Origin of the sequence: Haemophilus sp. UMB1048, assembly GCF_030218125.1 — a bacterium.
Taxonomy (GTDB): Bacteria; Pseudomonadota; Gammaproteobacteria; order Enterobacterales; family Pasteurellaceae; genus Haemophilus_D.
Map to the genome: position 1 here is coordinate 1 of NZ_JASOPB010000064.1, position 301 is coordinate 301.

General features: G+C 48.5%; 1 pseudogene. It reads left to right on the forward strand.

Annotated elements, in window-relative coordinates:
* Positions 1 to 212: pseudogene (locus QP437_RS09885) on the forward strand (septum site-determining protein MinD); the annotation flags it as partial.
* Between the last annotated feature and the right edge of the window lie 89 nt (positions 213 to 301).

A 301-nucleotide genomic window follows, 5' to 3' on the forward strand; every position in this document is an offset into this window, starting at 1 on the left:
AAATTCTGCGCATCAACCTGGTGGGCGTGATTCCGGAAGATCAGTCTGTTCTGCGCGCATCGAACCAGGGCGAGCCGGTGATTCTGGATACCGTTTCAGATGCGGGTAAAGCCTATGCGGATACTGTGGATCGTCTGCTCGGAGAAGAACGTCCTTTCCGCTTCATTGAAGAAGAGAAGAAAGGCTTCCTCAAACGCTTGTTCGGAGGATAAATTATGGCATTACTCGATTTCTTTCTCTCGCGGAAGAAAAACACAGCCAACATTGCAAAAGAACGGTTGCAGATTATTGTTGCTGAACG